Source organism: Kaistella faecalis, assembly GCF_019195395.1.
Lineage (GTDB): Bacteria > Bacteroidota > Bacteroidia > Flavobacteriales > Weeksellaceae > Kaistella > Kaistella faecalis.
Genome location: NZ_CP078067.1, coordinates 2627649 through 2651531, shown reverse-complemented (window position 1 = coordinate 2651531; position 23883 = coordinate 2627649). Strand labels below are relative to the sequence as shown.

Sequence of the window (23883 nt, the reverse complement as noted above, 5' to 3'; positions counted from 1 at the left end):
AGTTTTTTAGTTTTTATTTTAATTCTTCTTCAATTGCTTTTTTTAATTTAGGGTTCTCTTGGCTCCATTTTTTAGCTAGTTCTTGTACCTCATGTAATTTATCTATCTTTTTTCCAAAGTCAAAAACAGTGGGAATAAAACTAATTTTAATAGATTGAGATGGAAGTGTAGTAAGTTTAGACAAGCAGTCAGAATAGAGTGAAGCTCTTGTTTTTGACCACTCTAAGAAAGACTTGAATAATTGTGTATCTATGGTTGATGATGACTGTATGATATTAAATATTGTCTTTAGAATCTCTGTTGCTTCGAAATCACTAACATTTTGAGATTTTTTAATTGCCTCACTTCTTAAAGAGTCAGAACCTCCTTGTAATCTTTCCAAAATATTTTCGCCTTCTGTACTAAGAGCAAAAGATGATTTATAAAAAGTTGCTTGTAAGCTTTCTCTTGTAAAATAAAAATAGTTTTGTAAATCAATATCAGATAATCTTGGTTCCGAATTAATCCAATTTTTTAACCATGTATCATCCTTCCATAGTTTTAACGTTTCTACATCTTCCCACCTATCTTCTTCAATTAACTTAATTTCTAAAGGCTTTCCATTTTCATTAGCTTGGAGCTCTCCAATTTTTTTAAAGACATCATCTTGAAAATACTCTATTAACATTAATTTTGCTAGAACCTTTTTATCTAATGTTACCTTCTTAAATTTAGCCATCTTCATCCTCATAGATAAAGAATTAAGAAATCTTTTACAATGTCTTGGATTTCCATTTAATCTATTAGATAGTACAGATGAAAGTTGCTTAGAAATTGATAAAACATCTTTTAGCTTGTTATCATTAATTTCTTCAAACTTATTCTTAATTAATTCATAAGTAATCTCGAACCTAATAAAATCCTCTTCTCTTTTTTCTTTTAGAAAAGTTATAATTTCAGAATATTCTTTTTCAAAAGCTTCTTGAAGAAATAAGGAAGTAATATAGAATTCCATTTCTTGAACGCCAAGTTGTGGAATTTTTATAGGATACTGTATCATCTTCTCAAGATACTCTTTACCAATATCTAAATGATTTCCTTTAACTTCAGGGAATCTTTTACCCACAGCATACATTACTTGCCTTTCATCCGCACCTATTATAAATGAACTTCCTTTTGTAAACAAAAACAGTCTTATAGCTTCAAGAGTTTCAAGAATTGTATCGTGATTACATCTGTCAAGTTCATCAATAAACACAACTAGTTTTTTAATTTTGGTTTCTTTGAGTAATTCTTCAAAGTCATTTTGAAACTCTCTTAAATTTTTTCTCGTTTCTTCTTTTGAAAAAGTTCCTTCAAGAACTTTTTTTATTTCTTCATCATTAACTTCTTGACCTGCTGATTTTAATTTTGAAGCAATTTGATTTATTGTTATATCCGCTATTGTTCCTAATCCACCAGTTAGAAAAAAATCAGTTCCGTATTTTAGACCTTTACTTGCTAAATCGAGATAATTTATATTCTCCAAAAGCTTCTTAACTCCAGCCTTAGCTTTTGCAGAAAGTTTTCTTTTCTCTTTGATTTTATCTATGATTGTTCCCAAAAGAGCTGTTTTAGCATCTTCATAATCTTCAAACAACCAACCATTAAATTTTATACATAAAAAATCATCATTACCATCATAGGATTTTAAAATCATCTCTACCAAACTAGATTTTCCACTTCCCCAATCTCCATACACCCCAATTGTGCAGGGAGACAAATCTTCATTTTCAATTATATCTTTTGTAACTTCAACTAGATAATCAAAGTTTAATAGGTCTAAATTAGTTTCGCTGTCTTTCCACATAAGTTTTTGTTTAAAATGAGATTATTTATAAAGATAATGTTTCAAATTAAGTTTATAATTTAAATAATTTTAGAGATGTCCTTGTATTTTCATCATGATCTTTTCTAGATTGAAAACTAGGAACTTTCTTTTCCCCTTTAACTCCCACGACCGATAAATACGGTAAGAAAAATTGGGAAAAATGGCTTTCATATTTGCTGAATTGTTCATTATAGGACTCACATTCATCATAGATGATAAGACTATTCTGCCCTAATAATTCAGGGCAAGCATAAGCAATTGTTTTAAAATTTACTTCATCTTCGTTTTTTCCGTAAAATCTACAAATTCTTATATTGGGAATATTGTTAGGTAAAGCTTCAGAAGAACCAATTAAAGTATAAACTTTATTAAATGAATCTCTGAATTGGTGAATATTATTATTCATTATGGCTAACAGTTATTGTAGAATCTTTTTCCTTTAAATATGTTCTTTTTATATGGCATCCTAAAGTTTTAGCAAAAGAGGAATTTTTCACAAATGAAAATGAGTCATCATTCCCCTACAAAATAAATGGGATGCAAAGGTAAATAGGTCTTTTGTGGATCTTCCAATTTATCATAGTAGGACTGCCAGAGCGATACCAGTCTTTCAAAATCAATCAGTTCAATATGCTCTCTGGAATCACGGGCTTCTTTTATTGCCGGTTTAGAAAATGTCCCAGAGGTCACAAATATTCCGACATCGGTATTTCTTTTTAAAGTTCCAGCCAGTTTCTGCACTTCATCACTTGAGACAGCATCGTTAGTACGGTGTTTCACCTGTACGATAATTCTTGGATGTCTTGTTCCTAAAGGATCGGTGTAAGCTATAATATCGATACCACCATCAGGTCCTCTTTTTGCCACTTCTGAAATATAATAACCCATCACTTTCAACAGTTCGGCGACTAAATCCTGAAATTCATAAGGGTTTTTGGAGCAGATATAATCACGGATTCCGTTATAGGCTTCTTCTTCATACTGACTCAGAAGTGATTTCTGCAGTTGAATGGTATCTTCTTCACTTCCGTTCCCAAGATCATTTTCAATTGTATCCACAGCTTTACGTTTTCCATCCCACTCCCGGTACAGTTTTGTAGCGGTATACAGGAACTTTTCGGGTCCCAGTGCCATTGCTTTTTCCCCTTCTGCTGTAACCGTCCAGATCCCTTTTTGTTTGCGCAGAAAACCGGCTTTCATACAATCGATGGTATAAAAATGAAGGATCGATTCCCAGCGGATGTAGCCTGTTTTTTCGTAACGGTGGCTTTCGTATTCATCAAACGTTACCGTCTGACGGATTTTTATCGACGACCTCCTTCCCCCTCATTTCGCCACCATTTTCACTTATAATTTGAAATGCGGCAAAGATTGTTTTCTCGGCAATCTTCTGTGATCTTGATTTTGACATTATGCTTTTTGTTTTGTTCGTTTTAATCTGCGTTTTGTCATTCTGGCGGCTGACAACATCACTACCAGTCAACTTCTTTTTTAGTGATACATTTAGGAAATTGTTTTTGTGCGGCTAATCTGTAATTATAACCCTTATTCATAAGAGATTGCATAAAAGAGTATCGAGTGGGATCATAGTTATCTTCCGGATTTGGATATTTTTTAAAATATTCTTCTTCACTGAGGAATTCCGGTTCGATGTCATATCGCAGACCATAGTTGTTTTTTAAACAAACGTACTGCTTTATTACATTGGGCGCGATAGTGATTAACACCTGACTGTCATATAACCGGCTCGCTCCAATTGAATTAAAAAATCTGTTATAAAGCTCACTTTCTTTAAAATCAGGGTGGTCTCCATAGGATTCATTACAACTGTTTTTAATTTTAGTCCATTCTATATCATTTGCATCTTTGTCGGGGCTAAGTTTTTTTAGATCACTTACCTCCCTATTGAGCTGTATCTGTTTTTTAATTTTCGACAAAGGTATCTGGGTAGCATTTGCAATACATTTAGAATAATTAAAAGTCTGGGCATTGCAAAATATTGACCCTAAAAGGAATGAATAGAAAAGAGTTAGTTTCATGCTTAGTTTATGGTTGTTCATTTAGATATTATATCAGTAAATAATCTTTTAATTGTACTGGTGGAAAAAATTGCTCACGTGGCACACGTTTTTTTGCCACCCGCCGCGATCACAAGTAAGCTGTCAACGAGCAAATAATTGCAAGTAGTGTAAAAGTTTTTTTCATTGTAGGTCTATGATAGTTTAACATTTTAATAGGAGTTCCACGGTATTTATATCAACATAAAATTTCAACTGACCGCGCTCTATGGGGTATACTTTATTAATCTGAAGTTTTAAACACTGCTTATGCAGCTCCCATCCAACAAGAGGTGCATTGCCGCCCTTCCTGTGCTTAATCTTGTTTACTATAACGAGGATGAGTACAAAAATAATAAGTAATAAAAATACGGTCATACAGCAATCATTTTATGGTTTATGTAACCAATTTGAAATTTTTATAAAAATAGGATATTTTATTGAAAGAAAAATTACGGTTTTCCGTAATGTGACCTCTTAATATCTTTATACTTTTAGTTTACTTACCAATAAAAAAATAACATGAAAAATTACTATGTGAATAAGAATGCACAGAGCAACGGCGACCATGAGGTTCATCATACAACGTGCACCTATCTGCCCTCAGCCGTCAACAGAAAATATTTGGGTACGTTCAGCACCTGTAAAGAGGCAGTTAAGGAAGCAAAGAAAACTTATACAAAATCCAACGGGTGCAAGACATGTTCTAATGAGTGTCACACCTCTTAAAAATGCAAGCAGTTTTTTGATCTAAATAACTACTTCAAATCAATCGCTCAAAGTAAATATAATATGTCTGATAATGGGTAGTAACTGCTTTGCTGATAAAAATCAGTGCGTAAAAGTGTTTTAAAACTTGGCGAGAAAATATTATATTCGGATATTTGAGAATAAGCAAAAAACTATTCACTATAAATTAACTTGATGAAGAAAATACTACTCTCTGCTTTAATCCTTATTTGCGGAATAACATTGAAAGCTCAAACTGTGAATGATGTTCCATTACAAGATATTGACGTTGAATACGTACAAATTGTTGGAACTTCCAAATTATTAAGCACAAAACTGACTATTGAAATTGATTTTGGACAACGAACAAAATTCTTTTCGTCAGGAAAAGAAACCATAGTAAAAGACACAGAAGGAAAAGCAGTAGATTTCAATTCAATGATTGATGCATTAAATTTTATGTCAAAAAATGGTTATGATTTTGTAAGTGCATATACAATAACCCTAGGAAATCAGAACGTATATCATTACTTATTGAAAAATAAAAAAAAACCTGCGGCTGATAACTAAACTTTAGCTACGCTGTGAACGGGAGTCTCGGACGCTTTTCAGCTACCGTATTTCTAATAGCAAGTTGAAGTTTACATCTCGAAGATTTTTGCTTATTGTACTTTTGTTACAAAAAAACAGTTATAACAATTATCATCAATACCCAACCGCATTCTAACCAATTATTAAATTATATCCTAAAACTTATGAACTATGAGGAAATTTGATTTTCTATTTTTTTTCACCCTACTCTTAGTAACTTCAAATTTATTTGCACAGAAAGATGTCACAATGTTTCTCGGTATTCCAATTGACGGATCAAAAGATGAAATGTTAAACAAATTAAAATCAAAAGGTTTTAAAAACAATCCAAATTCTAGAGATGTATTAAGTGGGGAGTTTAATGGAACAGATGTAAACATACATGTTGTTACAAATAATAATAAAGTTTATAGAATTATGGTGACAGATGTAAATACGAGAAATGAAAGTGATATTAAGATAAGATATAATAATCTTTGTCAACAATTCAGCAATAACAAAAAATATATTCATGCGGTAACAGATGCAAAATGTGAAATTTCTGATGATGAGGATATCTCGTTTCAAATGCTTGTAAAAGACAAACGCTATGAAGCAATATATTATCAGATATCTGATTCAACACCAGAAGATCTGCAATCTTTTATTTCTTCTAAATATCCACCAGAGCAACTAGTTGATATAAGCAGCGAGTTTAGAGACCAGATTATAGAAGATTATTCATCCTATTTTGCACAAACACAAACTAAGAAGGTTGTGTGGTATATGATTACCGAAAATTCTGGTAGATATAATATTACGATGTATTATGACAATGAATACAATAATGCAAATGGTGAGGACTTATAAAAGCGAAACAATCCCCCGCTGCCGCGCGATTTCATCGCGTGGCTAGCTTTATACCTTAGTCCTTAAGATCTCCGGTTTCAAAATCTTAAAAAACTCCGTCAACCCTAGGAAGTATCCTTCCAGGAACTCATTACTGTTTGTCGAATAGGACCATATTGGGTGTGTAGCGTTGGCATAAAGTGTAGGCGAAGACTTGTGATAAGTCCAGAACATCCGGAAGCACTCCACGATCCTGTAATCACCATTTCGGTGATAACGGTTTGTTTTTAATTCGGAATAAATATCCAAAATCCGGGATTCATCAAAATTAAAATTCAGCGAGACTCTGTTATTTTCAATAATCAGATCCACCCCATCGTTAAAGTTATCGCACCGGCAAAGCCATTCCTCCCCTTCCTGAAAAACCGTAAAATTTTTATTCTTTGAAAACTTATTGTAAAGTTCACACTTTTCCATCGCCAAATCTTTTTCGATTTAATGATGTCCATCTCGAAACGGATGGTTTTGGTTTCGAAACTTTCTTTTTCGAATTCCGCGCTAGATAAAATACTTTGAATTTCCGCAGTGGCATCCTGAAAAATACTGTCATCATCTTTTCCCTGTCGGTAATCATTCCACCCTGTGCTCTCTTCGTCTAATCAATACTCTTTTTTTGAAGGAATCACTCCCCGAACTCCACCTCGGGGATTGGCGACATCACCTTTATAGCGTGGAATTAAGTGGATGTGTACATGATCAACAGTTTGCCCCCCAAATTCTCCAATATTGATTCCGACGTTGAAACCATCAGGATGATAATCGGAGGAAATAATTTCCTTGACCTTACTGAGTAAAAACATACACGCCGATTGTTCTTTAAATGAAAGCTCAAAATAATCTGCACAATGTCGTTTAGGTATTACCAGTGCGTGTCCTTCGCTAACAGGAAATTTATCGTATATCGCATACGCTGTTGCAGATTCTACCACAAGCTCTCGGTCTGAATCTGGATAACAGAAAGGGCAATGATTATCCGAAATTTTGGGAAGTTGATTGTAATGCTGGTATTCATAGATCTCACAGTTTTCGTTCCTGAAAACTGACTTGGAATGCAGTATTACATTACACTGATAAGTTTTCTTTTGATGCATTTTATGTGTTCTAAAACCTTCAAATTTAATATCTCTTCGTACCGTTATATAAACTTTTCCTGTTGGCTTAATCAATCTGGACAATTCCATTAAAACAGTACTTTGTTCTTCGGGTAGAAGGACATTCAAAACATAGAAGCAAATTATCGTGTCAAACTTTTCCGAAGGATAATTTGGAAAGTAATGTTTGTCATACCCTTTAATATCAAGTCCTTTAGCACTAAGAATTTTCACATCATTGCCGAAGCCACAACCAAAATCCAATATTCTTCCATGAAGAAATTTCCTTTCAAAAAGTATTTTGGCCGGAAAGGAAAGATTATCCCTTTCTTTAGCGGTAAGATGACTGTTGGGATTTCCTTTTAAATTTTCCATCCTTCAAAACCTCTGTTTTCAATTAAGTAATGACAACTGTTTTGTAATTGTGATATTCCAACATTTTTCCACTCCTCAAATGCGTGATTGCCTAAAAGTGAAACCTGAATTTCTTTTTGAAATCTGGTTGCCTGGTTTTCAAAAATAATTTCCCAATATTCAAGAATTAGATCTTTCTGCCTTTCAATCATATCAGGAGTTGGAATTTTATCCCGCTTTTTATTGTTTGTGATTGCCTCTGAAGGAAGTAAATTCCAAAGATCATTGTTTTTCCAAACCGAAAACGGTATCAAATGGTCAATATCATACTTTGCAATTTTTTTTCCCGTCCATACACAAAATACCGCTCCCTCTTTTTTAAGAATTGCCCTGTAAAGATTTTTTGATTCAGCAATATTTCTTTCAGTAATAGGACTTTTTAGAACTTCGTTAAGAACTTTTTGAACAGACAGATTATTTCGGGAGGCATTAACAGAAAACTCAGCCCATTTAAAAAGAATAGAGTCTTGTCCGTTGATGAAACTTCCCAAAATTCTGAATGCTTCATAGTATTCAAGTGGGATTGAAAAAGTTCCAAATTCACTGATCAACCTTTGAAGGTCAAGATTTAAATTTCTTTTAACGGCTTTATTCTCATAACTGAATATCGAATAAAATTCGTTGCTTATCGAACGGCCAATATATTTCATTGGCATACTAGTAATAGTATCTCTGATTTTTCTTGCTAGCTCAAAAAAGTCATTATTTAAATCTGCGGGGATACCCTTATTTCGCAGGTCATTATAAAATGCAGAAAAGCCACCTCGTGATTCATACTCTGCAATGATTTTTAAAAATGGACTGCTGAATGCTAATTTGGCTTCACCATTAATTTGAGGTATTAATGCTTCTGACTGTAGTACAGGATAATAATACAATAACCATTTTTCCACAAGTAACCCAGTAGGAAATTCTACACGCGTTTTGTCAAATGTAATAAATGGCGAATTGTCTTGTATAATATCAATAACACCACGCAGTAGAGCAAATTTATAGGTGGTAGATTTACTGTCTCTTTCGATAATTTTGCTAATGTTTGAAAAAACTTCGCTATTCATAAACGGAAAACTGATTTTTAGGGTAATACATGCTGGTCACAAATAATTTTATAGAAAATTAACTATCAAGACAAAATGCTTTTAAAGTTACAAAAGAAAATGAATAATCAATTAAAGGATGCCCCCTTTGACCTGAAATAAAAAGGGAGAAATTATCTATGTACTTGTGTACGAGAATGCGTAAATTTGGATTGGACTAATACTCAGGTTCCGCGGTTAAAAAGGGGTTTTAGTAAATAACTAAACGTAACAGAATTAAAAGAAATATTTTAGGAGATGTCGCTTACACGAGAACGGATTTACATTGATGAAAAGGACGAAACAGATAGAATTGCTCGATATTCGTATATGAAAGATAAATGTATCATTGTTTTTAAAAACGGTAATAAAGAATTTGCATATGGTAAGCACAGAGCGAAAATTGTAAAGACCGCGATAAGTAACGACAAGGCATTCAGTGTTTTTAATTATTTGAAGGACACAGCGGAAAGTGTAGGATTAAAAACTGAAGAAGGTAGCAACATTCTTTCTAAAAGCTATAATAGCATTAAACACATTCCAGCTGACTATGTTTTGTCAAGTTTTTTAAATGGTACTCTTCCAAAACCTATTGACGATGTTAAAAGTAACATTTTCCCTTTTGGCTTTAATCTCAGTCAAAAAGATGCAGTTAATAAATCCTTTTCTAATAACCTAAACGTTATTGAAGGTCCCCCAGGTACGGGAAAAACCCAAACAATTTTAAACATTATTGCTAACACCGTGATGAATGGGCAAAGCGTTGCTATTGTGTCAAGTAATAATTCCGCTACAAGAAATGTGTACGAAAAACTGGAGAAAAGCGGCATAGGATTTATTGCTGCAATGCTGGGAAATTCACAAAACAAAAAGGAATTCATTGAATCTCAGCTAGAAATTCCCGATTTAACAAATTTTAAATTACAAAAAGAGGATCAAATTGTTTTGAAAGAGCAAGCCTCGACTTTACACCTGGAACTAATTGAATATCTTGAACAAATTAATATACTTGCAGTTTCAAGATTGCAATTGGAAAACATTACAACTGAGTACCATCATTTTCAGGAAACCTTTAAAGAGAAATTAGACACATTTATATTATTAAAGAAAAATCTGAAATCGAGCTCTATCCTTGCTTTTTTGATCGACATTGAAAATTTAAGTCGGTATAAAAGTATTTCATTTTTCAGAAAATTTAGCTATCGCCTAAAATATGGATTAAAGGACAAATCGTTTTACAAGCATCCTGTAGAAAAGATGATTCTCATCCTGCAATCAAAATACTATTCGACTAAAATCTCCGAATTAACAGAATTGATTCATAAGTTGGAAGGTTCCTTAAAAATCTTTGATTTTGACAATAAAATGAAGGAACACACCAAAATTTCGATGCAGTTGTTTAAGTCAAAATTATATGACAAGTATACATTGGGAACAAGAAAAAAATATGATATACCAGATCTTAAGTGGAATTCCGAAGAGTTCATCAAGGACTATCCTGTAATCTTGAGCACTACTTACTCTCTCCGTAACACACTATCACAAGGCATTACTTATGATTATGTAATTATTGACGAAGCTTCGCAAGTAGATTTAGCTACTGGCGCATTGGCATTATCTTGTGCTAAACGTGCGGTAATAGTGGGCGATACTAAACAACTGCCTAATGTGGTTGCAAGCGATATTAAAGAGAAGACAGATGCGATATTTGATTCTTATGAACTTAAAGAGGCGTTCCGTTATTCAAAACACAGTTTATTATCATCAGTACTCGAATTATTTCCAGATGTTTCAAAAACGCTTTTAAGAGAACATTATCGTTGCCATCCTAAAATCATTGAATTTTGTAATCAGAAATTTTACGGCAATCAATTAATCATTCTTACTGAAAACACAAGTGATCGATCTCCTCTTATCGTTTACCGAACTCCTCCTGGGAATCATGCGAGAGAGCGGATGAACCAGAGACAAATAGATATAATTAAGGATGAGATTATACCAAACGAAAATCTTAAGGAAGTAGATTTAGGCATTGTAACACCGTATCGTAACCAGACATTTGCTCTGCAGCAGGCATTTAATGGAACAAGTATTAAGGCAGATACGGTAGATAAATTTCAAGGCCGAGAAAATGATGTGATTATTTTATCCACTGTAGACAATGAAATATCCGAATTTACAGATAATCCCAATCGGTTAAATGTAGCGGTGTCGCGTGCAAAAGATCAGTTGATCGTTGTTGTGAACGGAAATGAATCAGAAAACGACAGCAATATTTCAGATTTAATAAAGTACATCGAATACAACAATTTTACTGTAGTGAAAAGCGAATTGAATTCAATTTTCGATCTTTTGTATAAAGGCTACGAGGAACAGCGTGCTGAATTAATTAAGAAATCTGGCAAAGTTTCGCAGTATGATAGTGAGAATTTGATGAACATCTTAATTAGGGACGTCCTAACAGAGGAGAAATTTCTCAAATATGATGTAGTACTTCACTTACCATTACGAAGTCTGATAAGAGATTTTCAAAAGCTAAATGATGAAGAAAAAATATATGCTTGTAATCCCTTAACGCATCTGGACTTCATTATTTATAATAAAGTAAGTAAAACTCCAGTCTTAGCAATTGAAGTAGATGGATTTGAATTCCATAAGTCTGGCACCCGTCAAGCGGAACGGGACCAGTTAAAAGATCTAATTCTGGAAAAGTATAATATACCTCTACTGCGATTTAATACCAATGGGAGCAATGAAAAAGCAAGACTAGTTAGAAAACTGAATGATGTGCAAAAGAATTGAGCGTATGCCCTCACTATTTTTTATTTTTTGACATTGTAACTTATTTGTTTTACCCCACCCTTAGCTTCGCCGATTCCTGCCAAAGAAAATGCGGCATTTCCTTTTTGAGTTCCCAAGTAATTGACATTGGTTTCGAACCAGTGAATGCAACGAAATTGACAGGTCCAACAAACACATAACCTTTGGTAAAGCCATCCGCATCGGTCTTTGATTCTCTTACAAAAAGGAGGATGGTTTTGTCCCGATCCTGCTGCTCGATATAAGACTTTCCTTTCTCCGAAGTAGCTGCAGTCTGGTTCTGTGACTGCCAATGGAATAAGGATTCGTTAATTGCGTAGTCGTCATACATCGTAGTAGGTGAAAAATCTTCTTCCGATTTCTTCAAGTTAACAAAGAGTGCTTCACAATTAAGCTCCTTATTTTCTGCTACTCCTTCGCGGCTTGAACTTCTATTTTCCATGGTGCTTAGCCGCATTGCCACTAAAATTTGATCCCTCGTATATCTGGAATGCAATTTCAGTGGAAATGCAAAAGCAAGATCTTCAAGTGGGAATTCCTCATAATTGATTTGCCCAATTTTGAAGGAAATGAAATCATAAAGTTCCTTAAACATGTCATTGTTATCCCCTATTTTTCTAATTCCCTCTTCCAGCGTTATTTCTTTGGATGCACTTTGGTAGAAATCATAGAAAAGCATGGTCGCTAATAGCGTATTAGTTTCTGATTGCTCCAAATTTGAGAATTCGAAGTCATGATCAATCAGCTCCAAGATAAATTTAAAATAGCTCAGCGATTCCGTAGCCATAAGCTTATTCGAAAGCATTGATTTATAGTTTGCATGATTGCTTTTGTCATACGGTTTTCGCAGTGCTTCTTCTAACAGCTCAGTGAACGTATAATTTTTATAAACCTGTTGTAGTCGCAGGTTATAAAACGTAAGAAAGTTACTTAACGTCAATTCTAAATGGGTATGCTCCTGAAATCTCTGAATTTTTGAGACCAATTGCCTTTTATTAATTGAAGTTGCTTTTCGAATATTTTCCAGGATAAAATCTTTAGCTTTTTTTTCTAATACAATAGAACATCCTAAAGGTAAATGCGGGAAATCCTGCTCGATCTCTTTGAGAACGGTAGTATTTGTCTTTCCGATTAATGCCCGGAATTTGTTTTCAAAGTCATATTCATCCCTTGCCTGGCCTACAAAATCTAAAACCGTGAGCACGTCTTTATCGTCTGACAAACGCAAACCTCTTCCTAATTGCTGAAGGAATATGGTTAGACTTTCTGTAGGTCTAAGAAATAAAACCGTGTCAATTTGCGGGATATCAATGCCTTCATTAAAAATGTCGACTACAAAAAGGTAATTGATCTGTTTGGTGGTGAAGCAATGGATAATTTCTTCTCTTTTTGACGAGTTCTCAGAAACCAAATATTCCGCACTGAGGCCCGCCTCCTCAAATTTACGCTTCATAAATTTTGCATGATCAATACTTACACAAAATCCGAGGGCAGAAACAGCGTGGATATCCTTCGTATAGTCATTAAGATTTTTAATAGTATCCCCTATCCTGATATCATTGGCAGTATAAATATTGGTCAGCTCAGCAGCATCATATTTTCCATTCTGCCATTTAACCCGTGAATAATCGACAACGTCTGAAATACCAAAATATTGAAATGGACAAAGCAGCTTATTATTCAGCGCATCCGGAAGCCGGATCTCCGCAGCAATCTTATTATTGAAATCTGGCAGAATACTTTTACCATCCATTCGCTCGGGAGTAGCTGTTAATCCCAATAGAATTTTAGGCTCAAAGTAATTGATTATTTTCTGATAAGTATTGGCTTGTCCATGATGTGCTTCGTCTAAAATGATATAGTCAAAATAGGTTGTTTTACTGTAAGCCGCAAAATCTAAATTGCTTAGGGTTTGCACGGTAGCAAAAACTGCATTTTTATATTTTGGTTCATAACCGTTCCCATACAACTCACCGAAGTTCTGGTCTTTTAGGACATTTCTAAAAGTGTGTAATGATTGTTTTAGAATCTCAATACGGTGGGCAACAAATAAAAATTTAGCATTCGGATTTTCAGCCAAATATCTTTTAAAATCAAATGCAGCGATCATCGTTTTTCCTGTTCCTGTCGCAGCTACAATAAGATTCTTGTAAGAATTATGAACCGTTCTGTCGACTTTTAATTTTTCTAAGATTTCTGACTGATAATGGTAGGGTTTCAGATCAAAAAATCGGACAACTTCCAAGGTTGCCTTTCCCATTTTATTATTTTGCAGGGCATCATCCAAGAGCTCCAACTTTGATTCATCATACAATTCAAACTCCGCATTATTCCAATACGATTCAAATGTTTTTTGAAATTTGTCAATAATGTGCGGAATTTCCTTGGTGGTTACTTTTACATTCCATTCTAAACCATCAGTTAGCGCCGACCTTGAAAAGTTTGAAGACCCAATATAGCCTGTATGGAAGCCAGAGTTTCTAAAAAACAAATAGGCTTTTGCATGCAAGCGTTCATTGGAATTGTTATAAGAAACCTTGACCTCTGTATTGGGAAGTTTACTGAGCTCATGGATTGCTTTGGCGTCGGTAGCTCCCATGTAAGTCGTGGTGATGATCCGTAATTTTCCGCCCCGGTTGGTGAATTCCTCAAAAGCATCACGCAGAATCACTATGGCTTTCCATTTGATGAAGGAAACTAATAAATCGATTCGATCCGACGATCGGATTTCTTTCTTCAATTCCGCATCCAGTGATAATCCTACATTACCGCCCGTAAAAAGCTCACTCTGAGTAAGCCTAGTGAGCGGCATGATCTCACTTAAATGCAGTTTCACATCACTGTAGTCTGAATTTAATTTTTCCAAAACACCTTCCAGAATGAGACCTTCGGCATATATCAAATCCCCTGCGAATTCATATTGGGAAATTTCCTGGGTTAGGTATTTGAGAATATTGTTGGTGATTTCAACTTGTTTGGAAACCAATAAGTCTTTCTTCTCAGCCTTGATTAATTTAAGTGCATTTTTAATTGCCGTACCCAAGTGCATCGCCAGAAAATGAACCGCCTCATCGGCATCCAACCTTTTCTGATCAGCAACATAAAATTCATTTCTATCAATCGTATCTAAACGGCTTTTCAGGGTATCCGTTATAAGACTTTCATATATTCCTAGATCCATTAGCAGTTCTTATCTTTCTTTTTTTGTAAAAAATTGTGGCCAAGTGACCATTTTTACATTCGTAAGCACATAGATGCAAATTTTTATAAAAATACAATATTTCATCATATCTTTTTTACGGTTTACCGTAATTAATATTGTGGAACTGCTATTGATCCATTTGGAAATTTATACTGAAAGAATAATGCTTTAGGGATCTGTTTGTTGATCTTTGTATTTAGTAAATTGATGTACCTACAAGATTAACACACGACAGCTGAAAAAAAATTATATACCATGCAAACCACTGAACACATAACCCCTGAAGCCTTTATGCAGTTTTTCCGCAATACCGAAAAACTCAATCAATTGACCCCTGAGGACAGGATTGAGATTTTCAGAACGGTATTACTGGGAAGTTCTGATCTGACGAAAGAGCTGCTGAATGAAATTTTAAAAGATTATTCGGTTGAACATCTGGAAGTCATCGGTTTTAAATCATAGAGATTCTTCACTGTGCTATGCTCCGTTCAGAAATCGAAGATTTGATGTAGTCAATGACAGGGATATCCAGTCTGTAATCTGTCATTGACCATATCGCCTATTCGGTTTCGGAATGGGATACAATGGAGTGAAAAGCTGACCTGACCAAAGAGCTGCTGAATGAAATTTTAAAAGATTATTCGGTTGAACATCTGGAAGTCATCGGTTTTAAATTATAGAGATTCTTCACTGTGCTGTGCTCCGTTCAGAAATCGAAGATTCGACGTAGTCAATAACAAGGATATCTGAAATCTGTCATTGACCACCTTCGGTGTAAAAACCCACAATGAGTAAAAACCTCGAGATTTTAAAAAAATCTCGAGGTTTTTACTTATCTTTGAATTCTATAGCTATTACAAAAATAATGATTGAACCGGCACCTCAGATAGAAAAAACGGACCAGACAATACCGCTTATGGTTAAGTTTCAGATGAATGGAAGTCTGCAGAAAATACAGGATGATTATTTATACTGGGATAAAATAAAATATAAAGCCAAAGACTGCACCCCTTTGGAACTTTGGAGTGCAATAAAGTTAGACAGATTGTTAAAAAGTAAAACCGTGAAATTTCATTCGTATCCCTTTCATTATGTTATAACAGATTATATTCAAAAATCATTACATCAGTTTGACATGCATACCGGTGGAACACTGGGAAGCAACATTGGTATTGCAGAAACTGACAAGACTAAGTTCATGATCAGCTCTATCATGGAAGAAGCTATTTCCAGCAGCCAAATGGAAGGCGCCAGCACAACGAGAAAAAAGGCTAAAGAAATGATTCAGCAGGAGAAAAAGCCGAGAAACAAATCTGAACAAATGATTTTGAACAATTTTATGACCATGAAATATATTGTTCAGCACAAAAGTGAAGATTTAACAGTAGAAAATTTATTATATATTCATCATCTCATTACAAATAAGACCTTAGAAGATTCTGAAGATGAGGGTGCATTCAGAGAAAATGATGATGTACATGTAGTAAATCATATTGACAGTGAAATTGTACATACCCCACCTTTACAATCTGATCTTAGAATACTCATCAATGATTTATGCCTATTTTTTAATACGGATGGTGAAGAGTTTATCCATCCCATAATTAAAGGCTGCATTATTCATTTTATGATTGGCTGGATACATCCTTTTACAGATGGAAATGGTCGCACTGCGAGGGCTGTATTTTATTGGTATATGCTTAAAAAAGGGTATTGGTTAACGGAATATCTGTCGATCTCCAGAATTATCAAAGATACCAAATCCCAATATGAGAAAGCGTACTTATACACAGAAACTGATGAAAATGATCTGACTTATTTCATAACCTATCATCTTAAGACAATGGACAGATCATTTGTCGCATTAAAAGAGTATATCAGTCATAAGCAGAAAGAAGTGTTTCAGGCCGCGAAGTTTATGAAAATACCGGGAGTGAATGACAGAATGGCACAAATATTAAAAATTATTCACGATGATCAGGATAGAATTCTGAACACTAAAGAAATGGAAGCAAGATTTAATATATCAAATTATACGGCAAGAACCGACTTAAAATCATTAGTGGAATTAGGTTTTTTAGAAATCATCCAAGTAAACAAGCAGAAACAAAACTTTATAAAAGCTGCTGCTTTTGAAAACACCTTAAAAAGGTATAAATTGTAATACAGGAAACATCTTTCAAAAAAATCACGGTACTACAGTCCTCCTACCGAAAGATATCGATTGGAATTTCAAAACTTTTTTCAGTAAACAAACGTAAATCATAAAATCCTGGATCACGGGAGTCTGCATATACCCCAAAGATCCAGCGCGTCACCGGAAAAAGTGAACACTACAGCCGTAATCTGATTCTGAAAATAAAAACCGCCCTCAATAAAGAAAAAGATCAATTGATAATGAAAACCACTGGAAATATTAACCCGAAAGCCTTCATGCAGCTTTTCCCCAATACCTAAAAACGCAATCAGTTGACCCCTGAAGACACAACTGAAATTTTCAGAACGGTATTATTGGAGAGCCCTGATCTGACAGAAGAGTTACTGAATGAGATTCTGAGTGACTATGCGGTTGATCATCTGGAAATAAGGTGTTTATCTCTGGATTGAAAAACCGAGTGTGATCACAGCGCACCGATGTGCCCTCCCGATTTTGCATGTGAATTCAAATAATCGGGAAAACGCTCTGAACAAGAAATCAGATAGAAGGATTTTGAGAACATTCAGTCATTAACAAGCACAATATTAAATTGAAAAATGCAAATGAAAGTAATCGACACAGAAAAATGGAACAGAAAGGAGCACTATGAATTCTTCTCGAAAATGGCAAGCCCCTATTTTGGTATTGTAACTGAGGTAGACTGTACGACAGCGTATAAAAAAGCTAAAGAAAAAGAACGGTCGTTTTTTGCCTGCTATCTTCACAAATCAATGGCTGCGATCAATTCAGTTGAAGAATTGAAATTAAGAATTGTTGATCATGAGGTGGTATTATTCGATAACGTGCATGCCGGCTGCACAATTGGGAGAGCAGACGGAACTTTTGGATTTGCCTTTGTCAGCTTTTCAGATGATTTCGAAACCTTCAATAATGAACTGCAGGAAGAAATCAGAGCCGTTCAGAACTCAAACGGCTTACGGTTAAACAATGATGATATAAAAAAAGACCTCATCCGGCATTCTACCCTTCCATGGACTTCATTTACCGGACTGTTGCATCCTACGGATTTTGACAGAACAGAATCAGTTCCTAAAGTTACTTTTGGCAAGTTCAGTATTCGGGATGGCAGGAAATATTTACCGGTTTCCATCGAAGCCCATCATGGATTAGCAGATGGTTTTCATTTGGCAAAGTATCTGAATGAATTTCAAAAGCTGCTGGACCATGGATAGAATTACCGCCGGTAACGGAGCTACATTTTTTGGAGAAGTAAATGCTAAACATTTAATTAAAGCTTTAAGTACCTTCCGCTGGAGGTTTATTCAGATCAGAGGGGCAATTCAGTGACCTCAAAAAAAAGAGCAGGAATTAATTTTCCTGCTCTTTTTACATGCGGTAAGGAGTTACAGCGCCGGTTTAAATCTCATCATCACGACATCTCCCGTCAGAAATTCCAGTTTTCCGTCGGTTACCCTGTAACGGTCAATCTGTTTCATTGTCTTGCGGAAAACAACTTCCCCATCTCCACAATACATCATCGTTGAGAGTTCTGGATCAGCAAAAGAGATCAGGTCTCCCTTCACTGTAAATTGAGTGGAATACCCGTTGCAGCCACTGTTTCCGGTAATCATATCCGACCCGGCTGTAAACTGAATTTTAGGTTTCATGTCCGGAAATAATCCCTGAAAAGTAATTCTTGGCCCCGTGATGTATTCAAGTTCCCAGGCATTGGCATATAATTTCTGGTCTTTCAGGACCGTATTCGTACTGCATGACATCATAATTAATGACACGATCCCGATGAGTAATAAAATGTGTTTTTTCATAATTGATGATGATGAATTTATTTAATGGGTTCACTCAGGCAACAACCGTGCTAAAGTCCTTTTAATACAGAAATATTGGGAGGGAAAATTATTAAAGAATACCTGTCTGTTTTTATGTTTTCATGTTAGAGAAATGATAAGACCAGCCCTTCCGCTTTCGATCTGAATGCTCCGAGTGAAGACACTTCAGATATCGGAGATCAGCTGAAGCTTCCCGCACTTCACGATGCCGGATTCCGGTGGCTCAGCTCCCGTAGCCACCGTTGAGGCATTAATCCCGGACCCTGAGGCTCCCGAAGGGTCACAATGATCAGCTTTCGGGATTTCCTGGCGGAGACTCCCAAAGTCACATTAGTGCTTGAATGCAGATCCTCACCCCTATGAAGGGCCTGCTGTAGTTTATCCCGACTTTACTTGTTGGCTTCCCCCTTAAAGCAACGGCACGCTCCCAAAGCCACCCCTCCTTCCGGCATCCATCACCCATCACTTCGACGGTCTCTTATAAATTTCAATCGTATCAACTTTCAGCCTGGCTTTCAACCAGTTCTGCAGCGTTTTGGTCTGCTCATCACTAAGCGCATTCCCGCTTTCATACATGGCGACGGGAATCACGGATGCGCTGTCGCTGTCGGAAAGAATTTCCTGCTTTGATGCTGAAAGTGATTGAAGCTGCGGAATGATGGCTTTGGCTTCGCTGAAAAGATTATCTGTCTGGAATACGTATTTATCCATTTTCGCATTGAGTTCTGCTGCCACCTTGGAAACATCGTTTGCCACTTCATTATTCTGAATTTTCGAAGCCTGGGCAAGAAAAGCGCTGTCCTGCCGGATCACGAGGCGGGTATCTGTAATTCCGAATGCAGCCAGTTTTCTTTCTTCGTCCCTGATCTGCTCCGATGTAAATTTACGGGTAAGAAAAGCAAGTTCTATACGCCTGGGACTGGTGTTATAGAAAGTCTTTCGGTACACAATGGTATTTCCCTTATCCTCAAACTCTTTGGTGATGAAATTGGAGACCTGTTCATAAAATCTTTGCTGCTCTAAGAAACGGTAGGCAAAATAAACGCTGGGAATAATCATTAATAGCGTGACAACGGTAATCCAGGTGCGGACCCTGGATTCCTTTTTTTTATCTACAAATTCGGCAGCAGGATATTTTAAATATTTTACAATGATGAAGGTGGCAATACAGATAAAAACACAGTTAATGGCATAAAGAAACATGGCGCCGGCAAAATAAGTCAATTCACCGGTTGCCAGACCATATCCTGCAGTGCAGAGTGGCGGCATCAAAGCGGTCGCAATGGCGACTCCGGGAATCGGATTTCCTTTTTCAACCCTGGTTACGGCGATCACTCCCACCAGACCACCAAAGAAAGCAATGAGCACATCGTAGATATTCGGCGCGGTCCTGGCCAGAATTTCAGACTGGGCTTCTTTGAAAGGGGTCAGCAGAAAATATAGCGAGGACACCAGCAGACCTACCAGCGTAGAAATAAGCAGGTTTTTCAGCGATTTCCTCAGGAGCGCGGAGTCATAGATGCCCAATGCAAAGCCCGCCCCTACAATAGGTCCCATCAGCGGAGAAATCAACATCGCACCAATGACAACAGCGGTGGAATTTACATTAAGCCCAATGGAAGCCACCATGATGGCACACGCGAGAATCCAGAAATTGGAACCCGAAAAAGAAATGCTGTTGCGTACATTTTCCAGGACTTTTTCTTTGCGCTCTTCGCCGTTGTGGAGGTTAAAAAGTTTGTTCATATCAACAGTGAAATATCCGCAAATTTAATTCATTATTCTTTATACCATTTGAGTTCCTGAATATTTGCAGGCATAGAGATGCCAGTGGAGAGCAGATTGATTTTTACCTGATCGATCATTTCGCTGCGGATCATCAGGGCATCCCGGCGGTAATCTTCCGCGTCTACCCAAAAAAACACTTTGATGTTGACTGCATTGGTGGCAAGCTCGTCGGTAAGCACGAAAGGCTCATGGTCGGGGTCCCGCAAAGCCAGACGGTGTTTTTCAATGGTCTCTAAAATAATATTTTTAGCGCTGTCGATATCATTTTCATAGGCAATACCCACCATAAACTCCATACGGAAAAAGCCGTCTTCGGTGAAATTGAATACGGACTTTCGGATGACATCACTGTTCGGGATATACACCACTTTACCGTCGAAAGTTTTAAGTTTGGTGTATCGGAATTCCATTGCTTTCACCTTACCGAAAATATCACCGATGCTTACCGTATCATCCAGATTAAAAGGCCTGTTAAAGGAAAGGATGATCCCTGATATAAAATTCTCGCCAACATCTTTAAAGGCGAAACCCAGAATTACCGCAGAAGCCCCTGCCGCCGTTAAAAGTCCGGTGGCGATACCGTCCAGTCCTGCAATTCTTAGGGCAAACATAATAACGACCGTTATAAAAACAAGTTTAATGGCTTTCACCAGAAAATTGGTCATCAGTGGGTCTCTGGATTTACCTCTGATCGTGTTACGGGCAAGATCTGATATTTTATTGGCTACGAAAGTTCCAATGGCAATGATGAGTATGGCCATCAGGATTTCGGGCACCCGGTCTATAAAACTGTTCCAGCTTTCCTGAAAGGATTGTAAAAGTTTGTTGGTTTCCATATTTCTTTTTATCGTACCGCAATGCAGGGATTAATCAGTGATACCATGCCCTTGAAGAACTGATGGTTTCTGTCACCTGATTACTCCCGCGCCAAACCTACGCAAACTGCCTGCCATACCTCATGGTGAATGCAGGCATCCGGAGGCCACTGGACCTGAGGTCAATTGATCAGTTCCGGCAGCCCCCGGTCCGGTGACTTTTTTATGGACGTACCTTCCCGTTTCTTACATTGTGTTCCTTTGGTTTTTCCGCTTCAATATGGGTTAGGGTAATAAGTCCAAAGGAATCAAAATTTGAATCCACTTTCGTTGAAATCCCCGTATGTCTTAATTTCAGACTTTCGGGCTTTTGTCGGTAAAACAGGTCTGTTCTGCTTTTTGAATGGTGTGTTGAACTGTTATTTTTCATAAATATTGATATTAATTATTAATCGAATTTTTTCTGTACGTATCTGGCGTAAGACCGGTACTTTTCTTAAAATACTTTCCGAAGTGCGAATTGTCTGTAAATCCCAGTTCCAGAGAGATCTGTCGTACCGAGAGATCCGAATGCAACAGGAGTCTTTTTGCTTCGAGTATGACCCGGTTTCGAATGACAGTCCCTGCAGGTTTCCCAAGTGACTCCTTTACAAGGGCATTCAGGTAATTTGCCGTTATCGACAGCTCGTGGGCGTAATCACTTGTTGTTTTAAGTTCCCGGAAATTCACATTCACCAGTTTCTTGAACGCATCAACCAGCATACTTTTGTGGTCGGTCCTGCTGCTTGCCGGGTTGGAATTTTCCGCTATGCGCTCCATTTTTAAAACACAGGTCTTCAGCAAAAGACAGATCACCTCTTCCGAAAACTTTTCAGATTTTTTAAACTCATGTTCAATATGCCCGCAGACGGAGAGCCAGGAAGAGAAATCTTCTTCCTCTATATCAACGTAGGTAGGCAGGATTTCCAGCGCCGTGTCACTCCTAATGTCACTGTTACCGGTATAAATAAGGTTATAAAACGACTTTGAAAACAGAATAATTTTCCCGTGGATTGGCCCGTCTAACTTCCAGGAATGAATCTGGTCATAATTGATGAAGAACAGCCGCCTGGGTTTGATTTCGTACTCTTCAAAATCTATAATATGCGAACCCACGCCATCAATGGTGAGCACAAAGGTATAAAAGTCGTGCCGGTGTGATTTTGTAAGATGTTCCGCATCCTTCAGAAACTGTTCAAAGGAGTAAAAATTGAAATCTACCACATGCTGGGGAGTCTTCTTGATGTTCTTTATGGAGTATTTCCTTGGAGGACTGGTGTTTTTCATCGGTATCATACACTTAGGATGCAAAGATAAAATATACCATAAAATAAATAATGGTATATTTTACCGCTACCGTGTGATGATTTATTTAATATGATGAAAAAATATGAAGATCGGAGATGTTTTTATTGGATTTAGGCAGGATTTAATTGCTCACGACCGGTTTTTACGGTTTTCTTTTCTACATAGTCGGAATTCATCAGACTCAGCAAACCCATATAATTGATATTGAACGTTATAAAATCCCCCACCTTATAATTCCGGTGGGCATCTTCAATATCCAGCACCAGCATATCCGAACTGCCGCCTACAATTTTCAGGGATTCATCTATGGGCTTCAAATCCTTAAGATTCATTTCAAGAAGCCCTACATCAATAATAGCCCGTTTGCTGGTGGAATTTTTCGGCTCAACGCTGAAGTCTTTCTTTTCACCGGTAAGGTTATAGCCTAACTTCCCTTCCGGAATATTGGGTTTTTCTTTAATCTCAATAATTTCAGCATGAAGTTTAAATACGTCCTGGCACATTCCCTCAATATCAGAATGATCATAAACATTGGTTCCAAAAAACAACGTTTCGCCCACCCGGAAATGGTTGATATATTCCGGCATTTCCCCACTCATGATCAGGGGAATGGCGACCGAGGCACCACCGGAAATATAGGGAATTCTGATCCCGAACATCTCTTCAAGCTCCTGCCTGCATTCATAGAGTTCCCGCATTTTTTCATCATCGGGCAACACCCCGTTCATACAGGTTAAATTGGTCCCGATCCCTACAATTTCAATATGGGGAAGGTCTTTTACTTTTGCGAAAAAATCCAGAAGCCGCTCCCTTACGACACCTTCCCGCAACTCGCCCATTTCGATCATGATCACTGTTTTATGTACGGTATTAAGCGCAGCAGCTTTACGGGACAAAAGCGTGAGGGTATTGATTTCGGTATTAAAACTTACGTCAGCATAACTGAGTACATCCTCCACGAACGTAAAAGGTACAGGTTTTATATAAACAGTCTGCGCTTCCGGGGAAAGCGCTTTAATCTTTTTAAGGTTGGAAATCCGGGAATCGCAAAATTCTTCGATCGGGAGCGACAGCACTTCCTGAAGAAAGGTTTCGTTACCGCAGAGTACCTTGGTAACAACGCTCCATTCGATATTTTTTTCTGAAAAAAGTTTCTGCAGAAAATTGAAATTGTGTGTAAGTTTATCTTTATTTAAGGTGACAATTGACAT

General features: G+C 36.7%; 22 protein-coding genes. 7 read left to right on the top strand and 15 right to left on the bottom strand.

Annotation, left to right across the window (positions count from 1 at the left end; translation table 11 throughout):
* Nucleotides 1-13: 13 nt before the first annotated feature.
* The 5 genes from KTV93_RS12415 to KTV93_RS12400 all read right to left on the bottom strand — a co-directional run bounded on the left by KTV93_RS12415 (nt 14) and on the right by KTV93_RS12400 (nt 3888).
* Complete coding sequence (locus KTV93_RS12415) at nt 14-1828, bottom strand: KAP family P-loop NTPase fold protein (RefSeq protein ID WP_218249278.1); 1815 nt, start codon at nt 1826-1828, stop codon at nt 14-16.
* Nucleotides 1829-1880: 52 nt separating this feature from the next.
* Complete coding sequence (locus tag KTV93_RS12410) at nt 1881-2255, bottom strand: hypothetical protein (RefSeq protein ID WP_218249277.1); 375 nt, start codon at nt 2253-2255, stop codon at nt 1881-1883.
* A 107-nt stretch (nt 2256-2362) separates the two neighbouring features.
* A complete protein-coding gene (locus KTV93_RS12405; RefSeq protein ID WP_218249276.1) occupies nt 2363-3049 on the bottom strand; it encodes a restriction endonuclease in 687 nt (228 codons plus the stop codon).
* 79 nt (nt 3050-3128) lie between these two features.
* A complete protein-coding gene (locus KTV93_RS12525) occupies nt 3129-3260 on the bottom strand; it encodes a hypothetical protein (RefSeq protein WP_256118704.1) in 132 nt (43 codons plus the stop codon).
* A 61-nt stretch (nt 3261-3321) separates the two neighbouring features.
* Nucleotides 3322-3888 carry a hypothetical protein gene (locus KTV93_RS12400; RefSeq protein ID WP_218249275.1) on the bottom strand — a complete coding sequence of 189 codons (567 nt, stop codon included), beginning with the start codon at nt 3886-3888 and terminating at the stop codon, nt 3322-3324.
* A gap of 540 nt (nt 3889-4428) precedes the next feature.
* On the opposite strand from KTV93_RS12400, the gene KTV93_RS12395 reads away from it, so the two are divergent.
* The 3 genes from KTV93_RS12395 (at nt 4429) to KTV93_RS12385 (ending at nt 6075) form a co-directional block, all read left to right on the top strand.
* A complete protein-coding gene (locus KTV93_RS12395) occupies nt 4429-4635 on the top strand; it encodes a hypothetical protein (protein WP_218249274.1) in 207 nt (68 codons plus the stop codon).
* Nucleotides 4636-4830: 195 nt separating this feature from the next.
* On the top strand, nt 4831-5205 hold the full coding sequence (locus tag KTV93_RS12390) for a hypothetical protein (RefSeq protein ID WP_218249273.1): 375 nt from the start codon (nt 4831-4833) through the stop codon (nt 5203-5205).
* A 192-nt stretch (nt 5206-5397) separates the two neighbouring features.
* Entirely contained in the window at nt 5398-6075 is a 678-nt protein-coding gene (locus KTV93_RS12385; protein WP_218249272.1) for a hypothetical protein, read from the top strand.
* 48 nt (nt 6076-6123) lie between these two features.
* Here the strand turns inward: KTV93_RS12385 and KTV93_RS12380 are convergent, their stop codons facing one another.
* The 3 genes from KTV93_RS12380 to KTV93_RS12370 form a co-directional block, all read right to left on the bottom strand.
* On the bottom strand, nt 6124-6531 hold the full coding sequence (locus KTV93_RS12380; RefSeq protein ID WP_218249271.1) for a hypothetical protein: 408 nt from the start codon (nt 6529-6531) through the stop codon (nt 6124-6126).
* A 182-nt stretch (nt 6532-6713) separates the two neighbouring features.
* On the bottom strand, nt 6714-7580 hold the full coding sequence (locus tag KTV93_RS12375) for a bifunctional class I SAM-dependent methyltransferase/HIT family protein (protein ID WP_218249270.1): 867 nt from the start codon (nt 7578-7580) through the stop codon (nt 6714-6716).
* Nucleotides 7568-8677: an HNH endonuclease domain-containing protein gene (locus KTV93_RS12370; protein WP_218249269.1), complete on the bottom strand. Its 1110-nt coding sequence runs from the start codon at nt 8675-8677 to the stop codon at nt 7568-7570. Before KTV93_RS12370 ends, KTV93_RS12375 begins: the two co-directional genes overlap by 13 nt.
* A gap of 348 nt (nt 8678-9025) precedes the next feature.
* Here KTV93_RS12370 and KTV93_RS12365 point away from each other — a divergent pair, with 348 nt between their 5' ends.
* On the top strand, nt 9026-11497 hold the full coding sequence (locus KTV93_RS12365) for an AAA domain-containing protein (protein WP_218249268.1): 2472 nt from the start codon (nt 9026-9028) through the stop codon (nt 11495-11497).
* Between the two features lie 49 nt (nt 11498-11546).
* On the opposite strand, the gene KTV93_RS12360 is transcribed toward KTV93_RS12365, so the two are convergent.
* Nucleotides 11547-14696, bottom strand: coding sequence for a DEAD/DEAH box helicase (locus KTV93_RS12360; RefSeq protein ID WP_218249267.1), 3150 nt, complete (start codon nt 14694-14696; stop codon nt 11547-11549).
* 276 nt (nt 14697-14972) lie between these two features.
* Between KTV93_RS12360 and KTV93_RS12355 the strand changes: the two genes are divergently transcribed.
* The 3 genes from KTV93_RS12355 to KTV93_RS12345 all read left to right on the top strand — a co-directional run bounded on the left by KTV93_RS12355 (nt 14973) and on the right by KTV93_RS12345 (nt 18107).
* On the top strand, nt 14973-15179 hold the full coding sequence (locus KTV93_RS12355; protein WP_218249266.1) for a hypothetical protein: 207 nt from the start codon (nt 14973-14975) through the stop codon (nt 15177-15179).
* Nucleotides 15180-15582: 403 nt separating this feature from the next.
* Complete coding sequence (locus KTV93_RS12350) at nt 15583-16881, top strand: Fic family protein (protein ID WP_218249265.1); 1299 nt, start codon at nt 15583-15585, stop codon at nt 16879-16881.
* Nucleotides 16882-17477: 596 nt separating this feature from the next.
* Nucleotides 17478-18107: a chloramphenicol acetyltransferase gene (locus KTV93_RS12345; RefSeq protein ID WP_218249264.1), complete on the top strand. Its 630-nt coding sequence runs from the start codon at nt 17478-17480 to the stop codon at nt 18105-18107.
* Between the two features lie 171 nt (nt 18108-18278).
* On the opposite strand, the gene KTV93_RS12340 is transcribed toward KTV93_RS12345, so the two are convergent.
* The 6 genes from KTV93_RS12340 to KTV93_RS12315 form a co-directional block, all read right to left on the bottom strand.
* Nucleotides 18279-18701 carry an META domain-containing protein gene (locus KTV93_RS12340; RefSeq protein ID WP_218249263.1) on the bottom strand — a complete coding sequence of 141 codons (423 nt, stop codon included), beginning with the start codon at nt 18699-18701 and terminating at the stop codon, nt 18279-18281.
* A gap of 483 nt (nt 18702-19184) precedes the next feature.
* Nucleotides 19185-20468: a TIGR00341 family protein gene (locus KTV93_RS12335; RefSeq protein WP_218249262.1), complete on the bottom strand. Its 1284-nt coding sequence runs from the start codon at nt 20466-20468 to the stop codon at nt 19185-19187.
* 32 nt (nt 20469-20500) lie between these two features.
* A complete protein-coding gene (locus KTV93_RS12330; RefSeq protein ID WP_218249261.1) occupies nt 20501-21346 on the bottom strand; it encodes a mechanosensitive ion channel family protein in 846 nt (281 codons plus the stop codon).
* Between the two features lie 202 nt (nt 21347-21548).
* Complete coding sequence (locus KTV93_RS12325) at nt 21549-21755, bottom strand: hypothetical protein (protein WP_088469023.1); 207 nt, start codon at nt 21753-21755, stop codon at nt 21549-21551.
* 11 nt (nt 21756-21766) lie between these two features.
* Complete coding sequence (locus tag KTV93_RS12320; protein ID WP_218249260.1) at nt 21767-22651, bottom strand: helix-turn-helix domain-containing protein; 885 nt, start codon at nt 22649-22651, stop codon at nt 21767-21769.
* Between the two features lie 131 nt (nt 22652-22782).
* Nucleotides 22783-23883, bottom strand: coding sequence for an alanine racemase (locus KTV93_RS12315; protein ID WP_218249259.1), 1101 nt, complete (start codon nt 23881-23883; stop codon nt 22783-22785).